Genomic DNA, 21254 nt, shown 5'->3' with positions numbered 1-21254 from the left:
AGTTGCCAATGCAGCTTCAAGACAACCAGTCACCGCGCCGGCGGCACCGAAAGGCGGAATATGAAAATAAATTCGGCGGATTTTAGAGTACGGGAAGGCGACAAGGTCAATCTCCACAAGTGGCCGACCAAAGTGGAACCTTTCTACAAGTCAAAGCAACAATATCGCAAACTTCTGAGAGCGCATGTTGCGCAATTGAGCGCGCAGCAACAGCTTCTTTACGCATCCAATCGCTATGCCATTCTGCTGATTTTCCAGGCGATGGATGCGGCAGGAAAAGACGGTGCCATTAAACATGTGATGTCAGGGGTGAATCCGCAAGGTTGCCAGGTATTCAGCTTCAAGCATCCCAGCGCGGCAGAACTGGAGCACGATTTTCTATGGCGAACCACACGCAATCTACCGGAGCGCGGGCGGATTGGCATATTCAATCGGTCGTACTATGAGGAGGTACTGATTGCGCGTGTCCATCCGGAGATTCTCCGAAGCGAGGGCCTCCCGGATGCTCTTGAAAACAACAGTACTGTCTGGCGGGAGCGATATCGTTCAATCTCCAATTTGGAGCGCCACCTGTCAGGTAACGGAACACGCATCATCAAATTTTTTCTCCATCTGTCGAAAGAAGAGCAACGAAAACGCTTCCTGGATCGCATCGACAAGCCGGAAAAAAACTGGAAATTCAGTGCTGCGGATATCGAGGAACGCAAGTATTGGAAAGACTATATGCAGGCCTACGAAAAATGCCTTAGTGCAACGAGCACGACTGAGACGCCTTGGTATGTTGTGCCTGCCGATGACAAGAAAAATGCCCGACTGATCGTATCTCAGATATTTTCAGATGTGCTGGATGGGCTGAAAATGTCATATCCAAAGACCAGTGAGGAGCGTCATCAAGAACTGCTGAATATTCGCAAGCAGCTTCTGGAAGAATGAATGAACGGTGCCGCTTTATCAGCATGCATGAGAGGCTGATGGATGCCAGTTCAAAAAAACATGCTTTGGGACCTGGTTGAAAATCTGGCAGAACTTGGCAGGCTTAGAATTGAGCAGTGTGGTTTGTCCCGGAGCTGGTCGCTCATCATTCACTTCATGGGGACTCAGCGGACATCTCCATCTCTGGGCTGAGTGTGCCGAGCCAGGCAACCAGGCCCATAATGATCACCGCGACCGAGAACTCTAGAATCATGCTGCGCCGTAAAGCGTTGATCGCGACGGTGTGAGTATCTGCCTGAATGGATCGCTCAAGCAGCGGGCTCAGGTGAAAGCGGTTTACCGCCGCAAATACCAGCATCCCCGCGAACAAGAAGACCTTCAAAGACAGCAGGGCCCCATACGTGCTGGAGGTCAATGTCTCGAATGCTGGCCCGACAACCATCAGATAGTTGACGATCCCGGTGATAGTCAGGGTTGCGACGATAAGCGTCCCCGCTGATTCGAAACCAGTCAGCGTTCGAGCCAGCAACCGTATCTGCAGATCGCCTGTGAGGTTGGTTGAGCGCAATAACAGCGCAAATGCAGCGAGAGCGCCCAACCAACTGCCTGCACCCAGAAGATGGACAATATCGCTGGTGAAGTGCAGGTAGCGTCGACTGCCTTCATCCATGGCGCCATGTCCCGTCCAGGCGAGCGTCGCGAGGGCGATGGCCCCACACAATGTGGCCAGCCAGAGGCTCAATGCCGGGCTTCGTCGATTGAGAGTCGCGGCGATGACCGCCAAGGTCAATGAGGCTATTCGAACCATCCAGGTCAACCCGACGTCAGTGTCCATCAACATCATCTGCAGGATGTGGTGATGCAGCTCCATGACGCTGGACACGCCGCTCATCGTCTTGGCCATCTGTAGCATGGCCACCATCGATAGCAGTATGCCGATAAGGGCCGTTCCCACCAGCAACGACCCAAAATTCAACACGGCACCGTCTGCACGTTCCTTTCCTCTGAGACTGTACAGGCCAAACAGTGCCAGCCCGAAGAGCAGCATCAAGTCGATATAGAGCGCGAAGCGAAGGCTAATGTAGATGGAGTCGTCCATGGATCACTTGACTTTAAAGGTCACGGTACCTGTGATCGGGTGGGTATCGGAAGAAACCGCCCTCCACTCGACCTTGTATGTGCCAGGTGTGAGCGGCGCTGCCGGGGTGATGACCATCATTTTCGGATCGTCGCTACCCGCGACACTCGCTTTGACACCCATGGGGGAGTGGGCGGACATGCCCGGCATTTCGGTCATGATCAATTTCGCGCCGGAAAACTGGGTGGTGAGCTTTTCCGAGAAACTCAGTTCGATTTTTGCCGGTGCAGCCACGGTGGCGCCATCGACCGGGGTGGAGGACAGTAGTTTTGGATGCGCCTGGGCGGCAGTGCTCAACAACAAACCGATGCTGAGTGCAGCGACAGCACCGAGGGCTTTAAACGATGACATGCAAGGCTCCTGACGGCCTGGGCCGTGGGTGGGGTGTTACTGTTAGAATGGATGTATCTTTCGGTCAGGTTTAGAACCACATTCGCACACCGACGACAAAGCGCGTATCGCTCTGGTCTTCGCCTTCTTCGAGGCGGTAATCCGCCGTTTTGCCGTAGGCGCGGTTCCAGGTCACGCCGATGTAAGGTGCGAACTCGCGGCGTACTTCATAGCGCAGTCTCAGGCCGACCTCGGTGTCCGACAGCCCTGAGCCTGTGGCCCGTTGCGGGTCGTTTTTGCCATAGAGGTTGATTTCTGCAGTGGGTTGCAGAATCAAACGGTTGGTCAGCAAAATATCGTAGTCACCCTTGAGCCGCAGCGCGGTCTGGCCGGCCTCGCCCAGGTAAGCGGTGGCTTGAGTTTCAAAGTCGTAGAGCGCCATGCCTTGCAGCCCCAGCGCCGCCCAGGTCTGCGGTGCGCCAGGTTTGAAGTCTTGTCGCACACCACTGACCACGTCCCACCAGGGACTGACGGCGTGTCCCCAGAGTGCCTGAAGCTCAGCGCTTTCGGTCACGCCATTGGTTCGCTCGCCTTCGGTACGCAGCCAGAGACGATCCGTGTCGCCGCCAATCCAGCCGTTGGCTTCCCAACGTAATGCGCTGCCCTTGTCAGCGTCTTGCCATTCGAGTTGATCGATCAGGAAAAATGAGTTGATGGCGCTGTCGAGCATCTGGTGGCCGGCATGGCTTTCAAACACCGCCGCGCGATCGGCATCGGTGAGCGCCGGAATGGGTGTACGGCTTTGCTGGAGCGCTGCGGGTTTCATACCCTGCATCTGGGAGTGATCCATCTCCTGCATCTGGTTGCCGTCCATACCTTGCATGGGCTCGGTCTGCCCATAAGCAAGCGTCATGACACCCATCCCGAGGATGGCCAGGCCGGCGAGTAGCGGTTTAGCGGTTCTATCGAAGTTCATGTCTGGCTCCTACTCTTGTACACGGACTTCGCGGAACATGCCCATTTCCATGTGGTACATCAGGTGGCAGTGGTACGCCCATCGCCCCAGGGCGTCGGCGGTCACGCGGTAGCTGCGTTTGGTGCCGGGCGGCATGTCGATGGTGTGTTTGCGAACCATGAAATCACCGTTTTCATCCTCCAGGTCACTCCACATGCCATGCAGATGAATGGGATGCATCATCATGGTGTCGTTGACTAGAACCACTCGGATGCGCTCTCCATATTTGAGATGAAGTGGTTCGGCGTCCGCGAATTTGACGCCGTCAAAAGACCACGAGAACTTTTCCATGTGTCCAGTCAGGTGCAGCGTGATGGTGCGGCTGGGTTCCCGACCATCGGGATCCTGGAAGGTGCTCTTCAGGTCTGAGTAGGTCAGCACCCGGCGACCGTTGTTTCTCAGTCCCATGCCAGGATCGTTGAGTTTCGGTGTGGGACTCATCGTCTGCATGTCGACCAGCGGGTTATTCGCTTCCGAGGCCGGGTGAGGCTCCATCGAGTCCATGCTGCTCATGCCCGGCATCGAGTGCCCCGACGTGTCTGCCGAGCCTGGCGTCTGACTGTGATCCATGCTCTGCATGCCGTTGTCCTCGCCGGTCGCCATTTGGCTGTGATCCATACTCTCCATGCCTTGCATCGAGTCCTGGGTCATACCCGTCATATCGCCATGATCCATGCCGGCCATATCCCCCATGCCCATGTCGCTCATCGTGATCAACGGACGTGGATCCAGGGGCGGCACAGGGGCCGAGAGCCCTTCATGTACAGCCAATGTGCCTCTCGCGAAACCGGTGCGATCCATCGACTGGGCGAACAAGGTGTATGCATTTTCGGTGGGTTCGACGATCACATCAAAGGTTTCGGCCACGGCGATGCGGAACTCATCGACGCTCACCGGTTTCACGTACTGCCCGTCTGCGGCGACGACAGTCATTTTCAGCCCAGGAATACGCACGTCAAAGTAGCTCATCGCCGAGCCGTTGATGAACCTCAGGCGCAGCCGTTCGCCGGGCTTGAAAATGCCTGTCCAGTTGCTGTCGGGAGCCTGTCCGTTGAGCAAGTAGGTGTAGGTGGCGCCGCTAACGTCGGCAAGATCGGTGGGGTTCATGTTCATTTCAGCCCACATTTTCCGATCCGCGACGGTGGCAGACCAACCGTTCTTGCTGACGTCATCAATGAAGTCGCCGACGGTGCGCTTGTGCAGGTTGTAGTAACTGGATTGTTTCTTGAGTTTCTTCATGACCCGCGCTGGGTCTTCATCCGTCCAGTCGGACAGCATCACCACATAGTCGCGGTCATAGCTGAAGGGTTCGGGATCCTTTGCATCGATGACCAAAGGGCCGTAGACGCCGACCTGCTCCTGGAACCCGGAATGACTGTGATACCAGTAGGTGCCGTTCTGTTTGACCTTGAACGAATAAACGTACAGGCCGCCCGGTTCGATGCCGTGAAAACTCAGACCCGGTACACCGTCCATGTTCACCGGCAGAATGATGCCGTGCCAATGGATCGAGGTGTTTTCCTTGAGCCGATTCCTGACCCGCAACGTCACCGTATCGCCCTCGCGCCAGCGCAGTATTGGGCCGGGGAGGCTGCCGTTGATGGTCATGGCGGAGCGGGGCGTGCCCGTGAAGTTCACCCCCGTTTCACCGATAGTCAGATCGAAATGAGTGCCAGCGAGCACATTCGGCTGCCCCGGACTGGTAATTGCCCACACCGGGCTGCGCCACAGCCCAAAGCCTGCGAGTACCCCGCCTGCCGCCAAGGCTTTCACGAAAGTGCGTCTTGATGTTCTGGAATGCATGGAGGGGTATCCAGTCAGTCGGAGTCCAGGCAGATACGAAAGCGCTGCCACAGTAGGGCCATGGCTCGCTTCAGAGAGTCGGTGCCAGCTGCCATTTTGCGAGCAAGATGTCACATCATCAGCCCGCGCGTGATTACATTTCCGTCAGGTTGGCGGCGGCAATTTGGCTGCGCTGCGATAGGGCAGCATCGATAGAGTTGTCTTGTTGTGATAGGCCGTGTCAGGTTAGCGCTGACGTAGTCGTCACAATCGGTAAGTGCCATGAGAAAAAAACCAGAGCATCACCTTCAACTTCGAGTACGCGAGCTTGGGCAGTTGTTTAACTCGATGGATCCGACACCTTTTCTTAACAAGGATCTCGATCGCGAAGCTGAAGCGTTCATTGAGACTTGGGCGGCGGAATTTTCGTCGGACAGCCGGCTTCGTATCACAATCCACCTTGAGCACCTACCAGCAGAGGGCGATCCAAGTGCGATCATGATCGAGGCAATCCACAATTACTTTGATCATAAGGCAGGCCTCACGCGCAGTGAGTTAAAACACCTCCTTCGAGATGGCCGCATCAGCCTGGTGATCGGCATCGCCTTTGTTACCCTTTGCCTGATTGCAGTCGATGTCATTGGCCAACTGGGCACTGGCGCTGTAGTCGGCACAGCGCGCGAAAGCCTGATGATCGTTGGCTGGGTGGCAATGTGGCGACCGCTGCAGATTTTTCTATATGACTGGTGGCCGCTTTTAAGATTGATGCGTGTCTACAAAGCCATCAGCCATGCACATGTTCGAGTGGTGCAAGGTAAATAATTTCTGCCGTAAGCCGAAAGAGGCCGGTATCGGCGATGTATCTGCTAGTCCACATTTGCCGCTATCAATAGTTGAGCATCTTTTCTAGCCCCTGGATGCAAATAGGCCGCCAATGACTGTAGGGAGGAAAGATTGGGAATGGGATGAATGGCCGCGTCATTGGTGAACCCGCGCTAGAATCTTTGCGTGGTGCATTTACGTTTAGCAGACGTACTGGGTGCTAGCGAGTCACCAAAGCTTCAGATACGGAAACGGAGATTCCGTGACAGGGCGACCTAAGGGCGGGTGTGAGAATGGAGCGCCAACAGCGCTGATTTTTCAGCAACCGGGGTTTTGTGGAAAAGCGACTGCACCAATCGCGATTTAAGTGGAAAGCACCAAAGTCCCGTATTTCCTAGGCCAAACCGAGCCCTTCGATAAATGAGTGGAATCATTTATGGTTTTTCCGCTGAAGAAACAAAATAAATCGTGATTTTCCACCAATTATTTTCACCAGATTCGTGATTTTCCGCTGATTGATTTAAGCGATTTTTGAACCAATATGTACGTAATTCGCGTGAAGTTTTCAGCTGGACGAGATGGGGTAGAGCGGGTCACTGCCACGCTTTTCCCGGAGCTGGCTTCCATCTCCCAGTGATGACATTATTTCGCCATCTATAAATATCGTTGGTGGAGAATGGACTTGCTGGATCTTAAGGATGACGAACAGCTGAGGACTGGGTGTATTAGCCTCCAGGAGCAGGTAATGTCCTTGACTGGTAATCAAAGCTGGATCGCCGAATTCCAGAAATGGTTGGTGCGTGTCAGGGATGTGTCTCATGAGGAGTTCCTAAGCAAGGACTTCCAGCTGGCGCTCTGGGACACCGAGGCTGTTTCGGCAACAGGCATGGGGCGCATCAACATTTCTGCGGTCGCCGATAATCCGGCAATCGCAGAGAGCCTCTGGCATCTGAAGCAAAAGTACGCGCAGACAAACGATTCTTCTGAGAATGAGATGCTCATCGCTGACGCCTGGGCTCAAATTGCATCCGCGGTTGCTGGGCTGACCAAAAGAAACCCTCGACTCAAGATGTACCGTGTTTTCGCATTGCTTTGTCCTGGCGCTTTCACGTCGATAGCGCATCATCGAAAACTGCGCGAGCTGGCTCATGCCTTGGGGCTTCCACTGAGCGGTCAGAGGCGTCATCTGCACCGCCTCGTATTGAACCGGTTAGATGACGTGCTGGGTGAGGTGGCTGACGTCTATTCCAGGGAGGGCGTCTCACGTTTGACGCTGCCTTGGCTACTGTTTGTCAACTATGTTCAGAACCCAGAAGGCGAAGCCACCGAAATATCCGACCTGGAGACAGGTGACGAAGTACTCAAGCCCTTGCCTCCTGAGAGAAGGAGGCGCGGTCTGCTGGCGATTGGCGGAGGCACAGCCACCATTCAAAGCATGATCGACTTTGCAACAGATGGATGTACACGTGAAGACTTCATCCAACACTTGCAATCGATCAGCCCTCAATCGAAAACGTCGACTTGCAATACTCAGCTGAACGCTCTGATCGCCGAGTGGGGCGTGTTACGTGCCAACGCAAATAACCTGCAATTAACGCCTCGCGGCGAGGCATTTCTGGAGTCGGGTGATCCAGATGAGATCATTGACTGGATGATCACCCGCATCTTGGGGTTTGACTATTTGCTAGCGGCATTGCGTGACTCACCTTTATCTAACCGTGATGCCATCCTTACACTCAGAAAGGCGAACCCTGGATGGACGTCTGACTTTGCCCCATCAGCAATTATTGGTTGGTTCAGGTACCTTGATCTGGCCACGATTCACGAGAAAGTGCTCAGCCTCACCGAAAGGGGTAGGCAGTGGGTTAATCGAATTGACTGGGAGCCTAAGGGCCTTGCGGGCATTCCAGGTATCGGCCCGTCCTTGGCTCAAGTACCCCCAGTAAAGCTCGATATCGTAATTGAGAGGCCGAAGCTAGGCGCCCTGATTGCTCGATTTGATCAAGAGTTTCGCTTTCCAGAAGAGCTGATCGGACAGCTTGATGCTGGATTGTGGGGGCATCCGAGGCGTCATTTCGCGGTGCTCACAGGCTTGAGCGGTGCGGGAAAGACGCAACTTGCACGTAACTATGCGCTGAGTCTGTGGCAGGAGGATCCTGAGCCAAGTGAAGGCTTGCTGATTGTGCCTGTCCAGCCAGGCTGGCACGACTACACGAGTCTGCTCGGTTATGTTAATCCGTTGGAGTCGGACGCGTATGTTCGTACCGGCGTTCTGGATTTCCTCCTTCAGGCAAGCGCCAACCCGACGAAGCCTTACACACTGGTTCTTGATGAAATGAACCTCTCTCATCCGGAACAATATTTGGCGCCTCTGCTTTCAGTCATGGAGACCGGCGAGACGATCGTTTTTCACGGTCAAGTCGACGAGATCGATGGTGTTCCTCCGGGCATTCCGTATCCGAGCAACCTCGTGATTATCGGCACCGTGAACATGGACGAGACCACTCATGGATTGAGCGACAAGGTGCTGGATCGAGCCTCTGTGATCGAATTCTGGGATATTGAGGTCAAAGCATTTCCTGGCTGGCAGAAGAGCTCTCTTGATGATGAACAGATTGCGCTCGTCAGAAATCTCATGTCCTCACTCATGGATGTGCTTCGTCCAGTTCGACTGCATTTTGGGTGGCGCACGATCAACGACGTGATCGGCTATCTGCAGCAAACACAGGCCGGTGGTGTCATAGAGTTCTCACGTGCACTCGACCATGCCATTTATTCGAAAATACTCCCCAAGTTGCGCGGTGAAGACAGCCCTCGACTGCAGGAGGTCTTCACATCGCTCCATACCACGCTCAAACAGGCTGGTCTGGAAATGTCTCTGCGCAAGGTCAAAGAAATGGCTGACGACCTGGCTCACTCCGGTTCGACCAGATTCTGGCGGTAGACCATGTCGATCATCTTGCAGGTAGAGCACGGGGATGCTCGATTTGAAGTGCACCCAGGTCAGTTGAGCCCAGGTTTCATGGAGAAGAAGGCTTATCGTTTTACCGCGCTTCAAGGCTTTTCCTTCTACATTGATGACGTTTTGGTCGAGGCGGTCGACCAAAACGGGGCGTGTGCGTGGTTATGGTCGCCAGGCTTTTATGCGGGAGAGGTCGCGGCCGAGCTTCTGGATGGTCAGGGGCGGACTGCCGCCAGTTACCGGCTGGACGTCTCAGCAGCTGATAATAAGCTTGGAGGACAGGTATTCGCTGCCATGGTTGAGGCGATTCTGGATTTCGACCCGGCTCTCGTTCTGGGGACAGAAGAGGCTCAGTTTGGAATTGGCCATGATGGAGCACTAACCAGCCCGCATCTGCAGTATGCGAGGCTGAGACGCTATGGGGATCGACTACACCGCGCGCTCAAACAGATATCTCAGCGGCCGTTAACAACCTTGAAGAGCGATCGCACGTCGGTGAGTGCGCACACGGTCAAGCGGTTGGATTCCGCATCCGTGCGCAAGGCACTGAGAGGGCCGACCGGGCAGGCACTGTTGCATCCTGCTAGCACTCAGCGTCCGGTCTTGAACACTGTTCGCTTTGAGGTCAGCAGATCTTACGAGGAAGAGGACAATCCCGCGAATCAGACCGTTGGGCTTATTCTCTTTGATGTACTTAGACGTTGCCGGCAGGTGGTGAGGGGGCTTCAGCACGCAGCTGCCACTGAAGTGGTCAGTGATACCCGATCAGCGTTAACGCCAAGGCTCGTACGCCGAATCGCATTCACCGAGTCGCTTGCTCGCAAGCTAGAACGTCTTCAACGCGCAAGACCTTTCTGCATCGTGACTGCCAGACGTCTATCGGCTGCGGGATTGAATGCGATCTCTGCTCACCCTGCATATGCACGAGCTTATCGGTTTGGTTGGTACGCGTTGCGTTCAGGGTGGTTGGGGAAGGATCCTGATGAGACTCTGTGGATCAGCCCAACATGGGAGATCTATGAGCGGTGGTGCTTTGTGACGGTTGTCTCACAGCTGCAACGTCAGTTTCCTGAACTCGTATGGAGTCGTGAATATCGATCGTTGGGGTTAAAAGAAATCGTATGGCGGGGGAAGGCGGCTGATGTGACCGTTGAGGTGTGTTACCAAGTCCGATGCCCAGCGATTGATCAACCTGCGCATCGCGGTTTCCAAAGCTTATCGCGAGAGCGATATCCGGACATCGTCGTGACGTTGGACTCGCCTTCGGCGAAGCGCTTCGTGGTTTTCGACGCGAAGTATCGCAGCGCCCGCGCCAGCGTCCTGGATGCAATGGAGTCAGCGCACATATATCACGATAGTCTCCGGTGGAAGGGCATCAAGCCTGACGTTTCGTTGCTGCTGATCCCTCGGGCAGACAACGTAACGCTGCTTGCCAGCCCGACCTATCATGCGGACCATGGGGTTGGAGCTTGGCAAATCGGAGCTGAATCAGAAGGGGAGGCGCTGGGGGTCGAGATCAAACGTATTCTGACTGCGGTACCAATCGCGGCCGCTCCGGTGTGTTCGATTGTTACTGGAGCGACGACGTAAGCGATCGCGCGCGCCCAGCCTGAGTGCAAATTCCTACCGGCTCCTGTGAGAGCTCAAAATACGTCTTCGCGCGGACGACACTGGGCAACGGCTTGATGCGGTAGCGGGTGCACCGGATACCGATCTGCTCTGTCCATCGTCTTCTTTGCCATCAAAATCGGGCAGGATGTTCAGTGTAACGGCAGCAGATCAGATCTGCGCAAATGACAGGGATTAGTGCTCTTCATGCACGGGGCTCTTGAGGATCTCGGCGCTTCCAGCCGCCGGGATATCTCATTCTCGTCCAGTGACAGACCAGGCTGAATACGGTTGCGCCTCAGTCGCCCTGCCAGGGAATTGCTGTCGCTGAACCCATTTGATTTCGGAGAGTTCTACTCCCCATAGGCAACCCTGTCTGAGAGACGGAAAGGGACTGAAGTCGAGGTAGATTGGGGGCCTTGCTGGGCCTTTCGGCCGCCCCAATGCTCAACTGCAGCCTCGATTCTATCCCGATCCAGCACTATGCCCTTGGTGACTCGTACGTCCATAAGATTCGTGACATCACGGGCGATATTCCTACAGTCTGAGCAAAGGATCTTCATCATGAGGTCTTGGAGCTGGGGCGTGGGGTTGACCAATTCATTGAGCGTGACCTAAAGGAAAATTTTAAGCAATGAGGTTGGACGGTCTCCGGGTGGCTGCAGGATGGAGATCATTCAACGGTCGCAAAATTGCGAGGGAAACATTTCAGGCACTCTGAAACCTCTGCACAGTAATCAGGGTTGGCCGCAATGAAAGCCTGCAATTTCTTGGGAGTATCCAATTGCGTTGGAGAGTTATCCGGGCCGTACAGCACTGCCTCTGAAGCATGCAGATTCTGGACGAACACATAGGGAAAGAAGCCATGCTCCTCATACACTGACTCGTACCTGTCCTGGTCAACGGCGCTCCCGATCATATGCCATAAGCTCGGCAGGTTTCCGTATGTCTTCTCGATATTGGCGAGGGCATTTTGAGGTCGAGTAAGTCCATCCCACATCCATCCACCTTCAACTGTGACGTGAATGTCATTATTTTTTATAATCAAGCCAAACGCTGAAAGTTCTGCACCGGGGTACTCAGTTCCCTGATGCACTGCGTAGTAGAAATGCCTCATGTCATAGCCCTCAAACTCAACAGTGGCGTCGTCCGGAATTTCCGAAGCTATCTGTTGGTACATCGATAACCAGAAAGGGGTATGTCCGATGAAGGATGCAAAGGCTTCTGATGCGTAACTCCAAGCTTTGCCGGTGGATTTGCTGGAGGCCTTGCTAAAACGGTATCGATTGGAGCGAGTCGACCTTGCGTCTACATCTTTGGCTGTTAAGCAACGCATGATCTCATCAAGGTTGTTCACGAGGTCATTGCGAGGCCAGTCTCCCAGTTTCACGAGTTGAGCATAGTGATGGTGAACTTTCTGATTCTCGACTTTCTCAGGGGTTGCCCGAGTGTCCGAGTAGAAAACGAACTCGGCTTTATCGCTCTGATCTTCCAGCCAGTCGCAAAGGTCGGTCTCAATCTCCCAACCTGGATGCAGGTAAATTTCTTCCTGGAAGTCCGGATTAAATATCAGCTTTTTCACATCTTCAATGGCCCTATCGGGTACTCTCCAGACGCACAATAGGGACATGCGTTCGCGTTTGCCAATCGGTTCCATGACGATCACGGCAGCTCGTACATGCTCGGCGTTGCTTAAAGCCCGTTGAAGGTCAGCGCTGAAGCTTTGTTGGTTTTGCGCAGAGGCGAAATAATAGAAACGCATGTCTGGTGACAGGCGAGATTGTAGGCTCACTTTGGGCAGGACTCGTTCTTCAGAAACAACAGCCTGATTCTCCAGCGTAATCTCAAAACCCTTCACCTGCACCGGGCAGTAATCAGCGAAGAACGATAGGGGGATATCCAGTTCGTGCCAGTGTGTTGACAATACGAAGCAGCGGATTCTGTGGCTATCCACTTTCTGATCTTCCATGAACAAAGCGATGTATTTGCTCAACTCATGGAGGGCTTGTCGTGCAGCCTGCTCGCTGCGCTTGACTTCAATGATCACAAAATTGCCGAAGCGGTCTTTAGCCAGTATGTCAAAGGCGCCGCTTGCGCCTGCTGGGTTTTCGACAACAAAATTAGTGGTTATCAACGCGAGCTGCGGCTCAACAATTGTCAGGCGCTCTGCTAGGTGATCACGCAGTTCGTCCTCATTCTTGAAAAGCCCCAAGACAGGTTTTGCTCCCGGCATACCGAATTTCCTTAACAGCGTGTAGAGGCAGGTCTGAATTTGCCGACTCCATGTGAACCCTGCATAGCGTTCTTAAAAGTCGGGCGGTCGGCGTTTGATTAGTGAAGTGTGAAAAGACCTTCAGCCGAGGTGACGCATCCGGTTGAAGCGCGATGAGGGAACGTCCCATGTGATCGGCTAGGCCACTTAGCCTGAAGCGCAGCGCTCGGATAGACAATCGACGATACCGGTCGCCTTTGAACCTGCATTACTCAAGCGGATCCGCAGCTGCCGGCCGTTCTCAACCAAGTAATCAAAACATCGATTACAGATCGGATGCATCCAACTCCCCCTGTCACCGATGGTCGGTGCGCGGATAGCCCGGGGCCAACTCTAGGTTATGAACGCCATACAGAGCCCCAGGATTTTTCAGCCACAGGCGAAACTCCAGTGGGTCGAGTGAGTGATCAGGACTGCAGTCGACTGACCACTGGCGCAAAGCGTAGCCCACTACCGCTGAACGAAGCCGGATTCGCAGGGTAGCGCTTTCATCCATATCGAAGTCGAGGAGCGCGGTCTCGGGCCTTGCCAGTTTCGGGTGGGGGACAAGCTCCAGCTCCACTCGGTGGTTCCACTGATCATCTTCAGCCATTAGTTCGTTAGGGAGGATTGGGCCCTGGGCGCTACTCACGCCAGTGATGCGAGTAATCGCGAAATCTCTGAACTGACCGCTTTTGCGGTCATAACCGCGCACGTGCCACCGTTGTCCGTTGTCGAAAAGCGCATACGGAACCAGCTCCCGCTCGCTTCTCTCGCGCAGGGACTCATAGTCAATCCTGACTGCATGACCTTGCTTAATGCCCCTGCAGATGGACGCAAGGATGTCGAGTCGAGGCTTCGCAAGTTGGGGTTGAGCCAAGCAAGGGATACCTGGAGTCCAGCTCGATGGCTCGGCATCGCCAAAGCCCCGACTGACCCATGTCAACACATGTTCGGAGGTGAACTCAAATATCGGCGTGAAATTTTCGGCGGGGGCGTATGCCTTGGTGCGACTATCAAACACCAGATTGTCCGGTGCCAAGCGCCGATAGAGCGCCAAGTCACGCGTAGCTGCGGCCGTTTGCAGCTCGAAGCGCTGAACGATGTCCTGTCGCGACACCGCGCCACAAAACCACGCCTGCAGCTCGATGAAAGCCAGTCGATCGCGCTGTTTCTGTGACAGCTGCGGAAGTTCTTCTCGCAAACCCACTGTATAAAACCTCAGTTGCAAGCTTATCTTAGGATCGTTATCGTCCGACATTGAGATCATTTTGATCTCTTTATGCGCTCATTCTAGCCATTCAGTCTAGCCCTTCGCTGAGGGGTGCGCCATGTGACTCGTTGATCAGAGGTTTGCTATGTCACGTTTGCTCCGCATCGTTCTCATTGATTCGCTGTGTGCCGGCGACAAGGCCGAAGTGCTCGTTGATGCCAATACCTGCCTCACAGGTACCAATGGCATCGGTAAGTCGACCTTCCTGAAGCTGATTCCGCTGTTCTACGGCGCCAGCGCCGGAAGGATGGTAAAGGCGGGGACAAACACCTCCAGCTTTGCCGACCACTATTTACCCAGCTTCACCAGCTACATCGTTTTCGAATATCTGAATCATAAGAATGAGCCGCGGTGCGCCGTGCTTCATCGCTCACACTCGGGATATGCCTACCGCCTGGTCAGTTGCGCGTGGAACCCAGAGCTTCTGTATGTAGATCAAATCATTGGTCTTTTAGTCGAGCCGAGCAGTCTACAGCGTCGTGCAATGAATATGCGAATCGACTGCACCCCCGAGCTCACCCCTCGTGATTACCTCAGAATAATCCAGTACAACACAGGCGTAGCGGATCTTGAGGGCATCAATTCAGTCGAACGCAAGCGCATGATTGCAGGACTTCGGCGCTCCTATTCACTGGCACCACTGCGGCATCACTTCGGCGGCATCGACAACCTGATGTTCTCGCTTCTGGAGTCCAAAGGTACCTTCGACTCCATGAAGTCGGCGATGAAAGAGATACTCCAACAAGAGACAGGCGTTGAGAGTGTCGATCTTTCCGGGATGGATCTAGCCGCATTCACTGGAGCGATCGACAGCCGCGCAAGCTTCTTGATCATGGAAAAACAGATCAGACCCATGATCGATCGTCTTGCCCAACTGCACCCCAGGTTGGTCACCAACGAAGGTCAGCAAGGCCGCCTCAAACGAATCGCAACTGATCAACAACGGGACGCTCTAGCTGCCAAGACAACCGTCGAAGCGGAGATCCAGGAGGCCAGGGCACGCGAATCCGCCGCGTCCGACCTTTACAGCGAAAGAAGCGAGGCCATTCACGACCGGCTTGGCACCGCGCGTCGTGCAGAGAGGGAGGCCCTGCGAGATGTCGAATCACTGATCCGCCAACGGGACAGCTATGACCAAAGCAGCCTCCCGTCGCTGATGAAGGACTATGCTTCCATGAGTGCCATGGAGGAGGGACTGCGCGCTACGGCAGGCGAGCATTCCATACTCGTCGAGCAAGGCCAAGGCATTCAACAGCGGTATGACAAGCTTCAGACAGAGCTGACCCGTTCAGTGCTCGAGCGAAAACAACGCCGCAGCCAAGAGGCCGAAATACGGCAAATGGATACCCGGGCACAGGCCCAAGCTCAACTGGATCACCTGGAGCAGCAACTCGAATCTGCCCGGGAAAAGCATAGCAGTGAGCTTGAAGACCACGAGCAGAAGCATACCTTGCTGGCCACAGCGCTCGTAGAGCTCAAAAGCCAGGCCGCTTTCCTGAGTGCCACTCGGTATCTACCGGAAACCGCTGATGCGATACAGAACGAACAGTGGTCGATCGACCTCATCCGCGCCGAATTGGACAGCGCAACGATCGAAGTTGCCGAGCACGGCGCCGAGCAGCGGCGATTCGCTCATGAGCAGCAAGCGGTAGCCGATGAGCAGGAGCAGGTCGTAAGGCGTCGTGAGCAACTGCGTGACGAAGTCGAGACGCTCAAGTGTCAACTCAATCCAAGCGAGGACACGTTGCTGGCATTTTTGCGCTCAGAGTGCCCAGCTTGGGAGCAATCGATCGGTAAGGTCATCGACCGCGGGCTCCTATTGCGCAATGACTTGTCGCCCTCACGTGCGCTCGAATCGTCCACCCTGTTCGGGATTCAGCTTGATCTGAATCGGCTTCAACCAGTGGCAGAGTCTGACAGGGAAGCAATAGAGTCAAGCTTGGCTCTAGCAAATCACCACCTTACTGAGGTCGACGAAGAACAGCAGCGCCTGACCCGCAAAGCCTCCGTGATGCTGGAACAGCGCAAGCAGCACCAGTCATTACTTGTCGAGATCCTCCGTCGCCAGAACAAGCATCAGGAGAATCTCCAAGCACTGCAAGGCCACATCGCCACGTTGGAAGAAGAGGGTAAAGAGAACATCGGTCGCCTGCGATCTCAATGTGCCCAATCTTTAGCTGAAGCTGAGCGCAGCCTGGAAGCTCATGTCATCCAGCGCGAAGAGTTGAAAAGGTCTCAGCAACACCATCTGGCGAACCTCAAAGGGATCGTGGACAAAGTCAAACAAGAGCTTGCGGTTCAGTTGGATGAAATTGAACGGGCGAAAAAGAACGCCCTCGACGCGCTTGATAGAGAGCAAGCCGAGAAAGTGGATGGCTACACGGCTGCTCGACTCGCTGAGCTCACAGAGGCCGGGGTGGATAGTGATGCCATCAAAAACCTTGAAGCAGCGATGATTGCATTGGAGTCGAAACTCGCCACCCTGAATAACCACTTGTCCGACATCCGAAACTACCAGCGGTGGCTTAATGATGACCTGCCCAAGCTCCCTACGCTCAAAGCCACGCACCTCCAGGCTTCAGAGCTGGCCAGCCGTATCCAAGTTGAAGTAGAAGCGTTCCAGCAAGCCAGGACTGAGCAACTGAATGCCTTCAAGGCCGCCTCGGCAGTGATCTCTGAACGCCAATCTGTGCTCGGTACGAAGCTATCGACACTGGCATCGGTCATAAAGCGGCTAGAGGACACCCCCGTGGTGAATTCGGATCTTGATAGCCTGCGCAAGCTCACGCCGGCCGATATCGAGGCCGAGGTAGGGCGACTGGAGCGCGAAGCCAGGAGCCAGCGAGAAGAAGGCAGGAGCTTATTCAGAAAGATTGAGCAAGCCATTATGGCCGGCCCACGCGATACCGCGGAATTTGACGCGATCCAGGACATCGCGATGCGCTCACGCCAAGCGGATGGCACCGGTGAGAAAGTCTGGTTCCACGCCACGCCTGAATTGCAGGTGTACATGGCAGAAGGTCATGACGTGCAGCGCAGCAAGCTGATCACCCGTGTCAGATCTCTATGTACCCAGGTCGCCGAAAACCAGTCAGTGCTCAATGGACTGCATCGCTCCATCATGGATCTCGGCCGCAAGGCCACCAGGAAGGTGAATGAGGTGCTGGCAGCGTTTCCTCAGTTTACCAACTTCGAATTTCGAGTGGTTTCCAGGATCCACGACATCAGTGCATGGGACGAGATCGAGGGGTTAGTGGAGCACTTCAACCGCTGGCGTCTCAAGTCTGGCGAGATCCCAACGGACGCTCTCAATGAACGACTGATGTCCATGCAGCGGCGCATGAAGGCAGGGGGTTGGCTCTCCCCGAAGCTTGCGGACTGCTTCGACGTTTCGTTGAGCTGGATGGTCAACGGTGTTCAGAAGGTCGCTTTCAACACCGCAGACTTGGGCGATGGGCTCAGTACAGGCCAGCTCAAGATCATCGTCGGGATGATTTACCAGGCGCTATTTGAGCTCATTCGACGTGATGCTGACTTCGATCTGCTGTTGCCGATTGATGAGGCGTTGGAGCTCGATGTGAACAATGCGTATACCCTGCTTAAATACTTCAACGCTCGTAACTCACAGCTGATGCTCGGATTTCCCGGTGGCGCCCCTGAGCTTATCCGTCACTTCACGCACCTTTATGCCCTTGACCGCCGGCCTTCGGGGGCCGTGTACGTCAAGCAGTATCAAGCTCCCGAAACCGACAGACTTGCTGATTTGAATGATGAGCTAGAGCTTGATGATGGGCTCGATCTCAATGGCCCGGATATCAATAGGCCGCATACCAATGGGCCAGATATCGATGGGCCGGGGGCATTTGTATGAGAGACACTTTGGAAAGCCTGCTGGGCGGCCGCTTCATTTGTCGCTACTCAAGTCCTGAGCTGTACAGCCAGCTCTGTGACGCCAGCTATGCCCGCGCTGTCGACCAGGCTCTGCAGCCATTGGGTCGGACACTTGGCTGGCTGGGCAGTATTGAGCAACCAAGCGCGTTTTTCTCGCGCTTCGTGAGCCTCTCCTATGCGAATGATCGCATTGCCGCTGCTGAGGAATTCAAGCATATCCGTGACGCCATTTGGCCTGTGGTGGAATTCATCCAGCTCTGTGCCCGGGCTGGTAGGGGAGACGTCTGCCTGGCTCCTGGGGAGGAAGTGCATACCGCGCAGCTTCTGGCACAAGTTGAAAACAGCTCGATTTGTGGAGATCAGTTGCGCGATCTTGCGGGTCACGCTTTCTTCCGCAAATCCAAGCGTGGAGACAGCAACAGCGAGAAGCTCTCCGTCGTGCTCAAGACCATGGAAGAGGCGGGCTTCCTGGTCAGGAAAGGGGTTGGATCATCCATCTTCGTCGCCACGGGCAAAATGACCTATATCTATCGGGCCATGTCCTGGATCGTGGAGCACCAGAAGTTAGTTCCCGACGACGAAAGCGATGCTGCCTCCGACACACAGAGCGAGTTCATCCTGTGAGAGCCGAAGATTGGGCAACGCTCGGAAAGCACCTGGTCGCAAACGCCGCCACCCTTGAAACCATTGTCCAGGCGGATGAGGAGGGTGCCGCCAAGCCAGAAATGATGACCCAGGGCATTATGTGGCTGATCAAGCAGCACCTGGTCGATGAGTTCGAAGGAAGCCTGCACCCTTCCTCCCTCCTGATCGACCTCGGTGTACGAATCAGTTCGCAACGCTTCGAGCTATCCGCACCGGATCTTGAAGAGTTGCTGGTCAAGATCGAGCAGGCTTGCGAGCGGTATCTGGCAGCGAAGGACTTATCCCTAGCCGATGCTGATAAGGAGCAGCGATCAATCTGGCTGGCCGTGCGCCAGGTCGTGACGCACCTGCGCGATGAGCATCGAGCAACGACTGAGTTCATCGAAGGCCGATACGGCTTTTCGCCCCGGTTTGAAGACCGCCTGCGCGACATCCGGCAAGCCGTGGAACGCCTGGAGCGTCTGTCCAACAAGCTGGACGCTTTTGAGTACGACAAGCTGTCAGGCTGGTGTAACAATGACCGGACACTGCGTCGGCTGCTGCTGACAACCCTTCACAACGCAATTATGCGCCAGCGCACCCGCCTGGGGGACTTGATCACCCGGCTCGACCAGCTGGGAGTAACGGTAAGAAAACGTAACCGATTGCGCCAAGTGGTGCTGGCCGTTGAAAGCTGGCTCCAAGCCGGCAATGTCCCGGATCTTGAGGGCATTCTGGATCGCGCGGATGCGGCTGAGTGGGTATGCGCATCGCCCTTATCTCTAGGCGGCTATCTGCACCCTCCCGTAGAAGACTCCCAAGCGATTGACGATATGGCGCTGCTCATCCACTCGTTGCCCGCACCGAGGGTGCGCAAAGCCGTTGAAGATCTTGCGGCCCGGCCAGCAGCACGTGTGATCCCCACCGAGCTGGAAGTCGTCGAGGCCCCCATTCCATTTGCTCAACCGCACTTGGAAGCCATGCTCTTAGCTTTGAAAGAGCATCGTGTGCCGCAGAGCGCCAGCCGTTATTGGGAAGACAATGCCGAGAGTGAATACGGGGTGAATGTCTGGCTTTACGCGCTAGATGCCTATTACCGAAACCTTGTGCTGGTTGCGCAGAAAACTGAAAAACCCCTGCGGTACGTGCTTGAGCCAGTAGCTGAGCCCATGCCCAGAGGCATCGCGAACCAACTCGTGACTGACCTTACCTTACGTATCAAGAGGCGGGGCGAATGAGCAACCACAGCGTGTTACGCAGCAAGCGAAGTATAGAGATGATCAGCGCGCTCGTGCGTATGGGCTTTGAAAGTGTGGCGCTCGGCAAATTTTGGAAGACGATTCACCGCGACTATGGGGTCGGTGAAGTAAGTGGCAGTAAGCTGTTGCTGAGCCCTGCTGACAGGCAAGCACTTAGAAGCCTGCTGATCGACAAGGCCAACTGGGATCCGGTTGAGTCCAGGAAGGTCGAAGGCTCACGGCTCGCGCTGGCCAGCCATACTCGAGTAGAAAAAGCTTCCAATGAAGCTGTCGGCCGCTTGTTGGTATTGGTGAGTAGCCCTCAGGGGAGAGTGGACTTGGGTGGTTCCCGCTTCATGATTCCACCCGGTGGATCTTTAGCGCTCCCAGTGGAGGTGCTGGCCGGCATTGACCGGTTCGTGATGGTCGAGAATCTTGCAGTCCTGTTGGGCGCTCATCTGTATCAAATGCCTGAGGAGCTTGCGGGAGTTCCGTGGGTCTTCAGGGGGTCGCCACAATTTTCACCCGCTACGGCTGCGATGCTGGCCGAGGAGACGCCAAATGTTTTCTATTTCCCAGACACCGATCCTCAAGGTTTGGCCAACAGCTTGAATGCAGCCAATTGCTCTGGGGTCATAAGCTGCAACCTTGATGGACTTCGTGAGCTCAAAGCTGATGGCTTGGATAAGCCGCATGACTACATGAACCAACTGCAGATGATGGATGGCCTAACCAGGTCGGGTCATCCGTTAGCACTCGTCCTCGGCGACCTTCGTACCGGGTTCAGTCAGGAATCCATGGCGAGACGGCAGCTGAAGATCTGGTGCAACGTTACCGCTGATTGAAAGTGTAATGCGTAGGTGCCCGTTGTAGGCACCTGTTGTTGTTATCTTTCGTGGATACCTAGGGTCGATAGCCTTGCTGCCCATGTATAGACCGTGATTGTTTCCCGAAGAAGGGACTTCCAGGTAAGCGTCCGCTCAACACACATCGGGCATCAGCACCTACTGGCCTTGTTCAACTGGTACTAGCATTCCCCTGACAACCGTGTCGCCACGATGCTTGGCACGCGCCTGGAGCTCGGAGCATAAGGACTCGATAGGCCAAATATCTCTCGAAATAGCGCGCCGGCAATCATTGGCCCAATACTGAGAAAGCATACAGAGCCGGATCGCCAGGCCGAACCTCACCACGCTGCTGCGCCTGGGCCATAATTCCGGTCATCAGCCGCAGCATCTATGCGACCACGTTGTCGTGCCAAATTGTCGCCAAATCAGGAAAGGTTCGACTTTCGCCGATGATGGGTCGGGCCAACGCTGGAATTTGACTATTCCCCCATGCGGTCGGCTGCAGTGTTGAGGATCAAAGGTATCAATTCACGAAGTGT

General features: G+C 55.0%; 14 protein-coding genes. 8 read left to right on the top strand and 6 right to left on the bottom strand.

The window, feature by feature from the left end:
• Positions 1-60 precede the first annotated feature (60 nt).
• Complete coding sequence (locus INT12_RS16910) at positions 61-933, top strand: ADP-polyphosphate phosphotransferase (RefSeq protein ID WP_193040409.1); 873 nt, start codon at positions 61-63, stop codon at positions 931-933.
• 154 nt (positions 934-1087) lie between these two features.
• On the opposite strand, the gene copD is transcribed toward INT12_RS16910, so the two are convergent.
• The 4 genes from copD to INT12_RS16890 all read right to left on the bottom strand — a co-directional run bounded on the left by copD (position 1088) and on the right by INT12_RS16890 (position 5219).
• On the bottom strand, positions 1088-2032 hold the full coding sequence (copD, locus tag INT12_RS16905; protein WP_057004126.1) for a copper homeostasis membrane protein CopD: 945 nt from the start codon (positions 2030-2032) through the stop codon (positions 1088-1090).
• 3 nt (positions 2033-2035) lie between these two features.
• Complete coding sequence (gene copC, locus INT12_RS16900; RefSeq protein WP_046489501.1) at positions 2036-2422, bottom strand: copper homeostasis periplasmic binding protein CopC; 387 nt, start codon at positions 2420-2422, stop codon at positions 2036-2038.
• Between the two features lie 70 nt (positions 2423-2492).
• Positions 2493-3377 (bottom strand): copper resistance protein B, encoded by an 885-nt coding sequence (locus INT12_RS16895; protein WP_193040408.1) that lies wholly within the window; start codon positions 3375-3377, stop codon positions 2493-2495.
• Between the two features lie 9 nt (positions 3378-3386).
• Complete coding sequence (locus tag INT12_RS16890; RefSeq protein ID WP_193040407.1) at positions 3387-5219, bottom strand: copper resistance system multicopper oxidase; 1833 nt, start codon at positions 5217-5219, stop codon at positions 3387-3389.
• Between the two features lie 261 nt (positions 5220-5480).
• Between INT12_RS16890 and INT12_RS16885 the strand changes: the two genes are divergently transcribed.
• The 3 genes from INT12_RS16885 to INT12_RS16875 all read left to right on the top strand — a co-directional run bounded on the left by INT12_RS16885 (position 5481) and on the right by INT12_RS16875 (position 10572).
• The gene (locus INT12_RS16885; RefSeq protein ID WP_046489498.1) at positions 5481-6020 is read left to right on the top strand and encodes a hypothetical protein; all 540 of its coding nucleotides are present in this window, start codon (positions 5481-5483) and stop codon (positions 6018-6020) included.
• 745 nt (positions 6021-6765) lie between these two features.
• On the top strand, positions 6766-8964 hold the full coding sequence (locus tag INT12_RS16880) for an McrB family protein (protein ID WP_193039942.1): 2199 nt from the start codon (positions 6766-6768) through the stop codon (positions 8962-8964).
• A gap of 3 nt (positions 8965-8967) precedes the next feature.
• Complete coding sequence (locus INT12_RS16875) at positions 8968-10572, top strand: DUF2357 domain-containing protein (protein WP_193039941.1); 1605 nt, start codon at positions 8968-8970, stop codon at positions 10570-10572.
• A 691-nt stretch (positions 10573-11263) separates the two neighbouring features.
• Here the strand turns inward: INT12_RS16875 and INT12_RS16870 are convergent.
• Together INT12_RS16870 and INT12_RS16865 are read right to left on the bottom strand one after the other, a co-directional pair.
• A complete protein-coding gene (locus INT12_RS16870) occupies positions 11264-12823 on the bottom strand; it encodes an endonuclease NucS domain-containing protein (RefSeq protein ID WP_090404127.1) in 1560 nt (519 codons plus the stop codon).
• A gap of 334 nt (positions 12824-13157) precedes the next feature.
• On the bottom strand, positions 13158-14111 hold the full coding sequence (locus INT12_RS16865) for a WYL domain-containing protein (RefSeq protein ID WP_226926230.1): 954 nt from the start codon (positions 14109-14111) through the stop codon (positions 13158-13160).
• An 88-nt stretch (positions 14112-14199) separates the two neighbouring features.
• Between INT12_RS16865 and INT12_RS16860 the strand changes: the two genes are divergently transcribed.
• The 4 genes from INT12_RS16860 to INT12_RS16845 are packed head-to-tail and all read left to right on the top strand — an operon-like array spanning position 14200 to position 20712.
• Positions 14200-17985 carry an ATP-binding protein gene (locus INT12_RS16860; RefSeq protein ID WP_193039940.1) on the top strand — a complete coding sequence of 1262 codons (3786 nt, stop codon included), beginning with the start codon at positions 14200-14202 and terminating at the stop codon, positions 17983-17985.
• Positions 17982-18629: a hypothetical protein gene (locus INT12_RS16855; protein ID WP_193058931.1), complete on the top strand. Its 648-nt coding sequence runs from the start codon at positions 17982-17984 to the stop codon at positions 18627-18629. The genes INT12_RS16860 and INT12_RS16855 overlap by 4 nt, the downstream gene beginning before the upstream one ends.
• Positions 18626-19867: a hypothetical protein gene (locus INT12_RS16850; protein ID WP_193039938.1), complete on the top strand. Its 1242-nt coding sequence runs from the start codon at positions 18626-18628 to the stop codon at positions 19865-19867. The genes INT12_RS16855 and INT12_RS16850 overlap by 4 nt, the downstream gene beginning before the upstream one ends.
• Entirely contained in the window at positions 19864-20712 is an 849-nt protein-coding gene (locus INT12_RS16845; RefSeq protein WP_193039937.1) for a hypothetical protein, read from the top strand. The genes INT12_RS16850 and INT12_RS16845 overlap by 4 nt, the downstream gene beginning before the upstream one ends.
• Positions 20713-21254 lie beyond the last annotated feature (542 nt).

The sequence above is a fragment of the Pseudomonas sp. K8 genome (genome assembly GCF_014889455.1).
In the GTDB taxonomy this organism is placed as follows: Bacteria; Pseudomonadota; Gammaproteobacteria; order Pseudomonadales; family Pseudomonadaceae; genus Aquipseudomonas; species Aquipseudomonas veronii.
The sequence above is the reverse complement of the archived record's forward strand: the minus strand, read 5'-3'. Positions and strand labels throughout refer to the sequence as shown.